2 protein-coding genes are annotated in these 1,830 nt (G+C 39.3%); both read right to left on the reverse strand.

What is annotated here, in order from left to right; all coding sequences use genetic code 11:
- Positions 1 to 356: 356 nt before the first annotated feature.
- Entirely contained in the window at positions 357 to 926 is a 570-nt protein-coding gene (locus tag A4R26_RS34430; protein WP_133054591.1) for a hypothetical protein, read from the reverse strand.
- Positions 927 to 950: 24 nt separating this feature from the next.
- Positions 951 to 1,511 (reverse strand): hypothetical protein, encoded by a 561-nt coding sequence (locus A4R26_RS08205; RefSeq protein WP_107685811.1) that lies wholly within the window; start codon positions 1,509 to 1,511, stop codon positions 951 to 953.
- Positions 1,512 to 1,830: the final 319 nt, after the last annotated feature.

Consider the following 1,830-nt stretch of genomic DNA (forward strand, 5'->3'; position numbering starts at 1 on the left):
CTTGTTCGAAATATTTCCTCAGATTTAAATGCGCTTTAAACAAGAGGCAGGTAATCAAATTAATAGTTGGTTCGAAATTAGTCTTTAGCTAGAACAAAAAGCCCACTCCTCAACATTTGCTCATTGTGGGAAATGGCGATTCTTTGTAGAGACTTTCTGCCAATTGGCAACCAATGTTCTTACTTTTCTCCCTGGGGTCAGGGTACAGGACTTGCCCATTCGGGGTTAGCAGGTAGATCTACGCAAATCCGGAGGAAAGTTGGTATCACGCAATTGGGATCTAATAATTAGTGGAGCATCGTCAAGCTCCACTGACGCCAAACCGCTGTAAGCTGTATACCCATTGCAAAAAATTTCTACCAGAGTTTCCACCACGGCTTACTATTCTCTTGCAGATGATAAGCGCCGCCAACAATTTCCTTTATCCGGAAATTGAAAGAAAACGGTCTCCATTCACCTTCATCGCTTGTAAGTTCATAAGCAAGACCAGTCACATAATCTCCGGAAAAAGCGATGTCTTTAAAACCATCCCACGATGTTCTTTCACTATGCCATACTGTGTCACTACCAACCTCAATTACAGTAAAGTCTGTTTGGTCTACTGCAATCAAAATATTGTCGTCTGTTTGAAAAACGTTGGTAAATCCAACGCCAAATGCTTTTAACGGCTTTTGTTCATGGTCCACCATGATATAACATTGTCCGAAAGCAAAAATTACAGTTCTATTAAATTCAGGAAAGTCATAAACGCCACTGAAATTTGTCCAACCAGATTTGAAGTTGGCCACCCAATTTGTTCCGTCACTTTTATAAAAGCGTACAACAAAACCTTCAGAATAAAAAGGAATACCGTCTTGCGAAATCGGAATGTACATTGGTCCGTATGAGGGAAGACCATCTAATATTTCATATCGTTTGCCTTGCACGAAATGTTTGAGTTGTAGCTTACGTTAAAGCATTTGTGTTTGTGGCGGAATTCGAAGTTGTTTCTTGAGGTGTCTTTTTTTGACGTTCTCATAATCTTCGAAATCTTTTTGCCGCTGTTGAACGACGTCTTCCCGAATTCTGTTAGGATTTTCCTGATTGGTCGTTCTGTCAAGTGAATGACCATAGCGTTCAATGAATGTGATTGTTTGCCCGAACTCAAAGAAAGGCTCTTGCCTTATGTATTGCTCGTAACCTTTTGAATTAAACTGAATGTCGCCTTGTCGAGTAATAATTGTCCAACGATTTCCGTCTTCCTTTTCTATGTCTTCAATTTCGAAAGCATTCTCAAAACCAATGTCAAAATCAAATGTCAGGTCTTGCACCGATTTAAATACAAGTGTCGCTGGTGCAACCCAAAACGTAAAAGGCAAGCCTTCCAAGTCAGGCTTGTTCCATTGAAGAATATAGTCAATGTCTAACTCTAAATCTTCCGTCAAACGGATTTTGTAAATGTTACAGTCGTGCCAACCCATTTGCTCATAATCTGCGTCTGTCCAAACTTGCTTTTCTAACTTATAGTCCATCTTGAAATTTCAGGTTGTGTCACGGTACGCTCGCAGGCAACATTATATTTCCGCGTATTACACGCTACGTTTAACAGAAAATAATTTTGCAAGCTATTATTTTTTAGCTACTTAGCAAAAAAACGCGGTTATTGCCTGGTAGCGCAAATACAACTCAGGTTAGGTTTAGATCATCCTTTTTGTTCGAACTCAATTCCCATCACTGACACATATGCTTTTTTTATCTTGATGTTTGAAACCATACTAAATACTTATTGCAATAAATTGTTATTCTATTGAGATCCTCCACAAATCGGTTCGAAAGTTGTAACCTACAGCC

The sequence above is a fragment of the Niastella populi genome (genome assembly GCF_002078015.1).
Lineage (GTDB): Bacteria > Bacteroidota > Bacteroidia > Chitinophagales > Chitinophagaceae > Niastella > Niastella populi.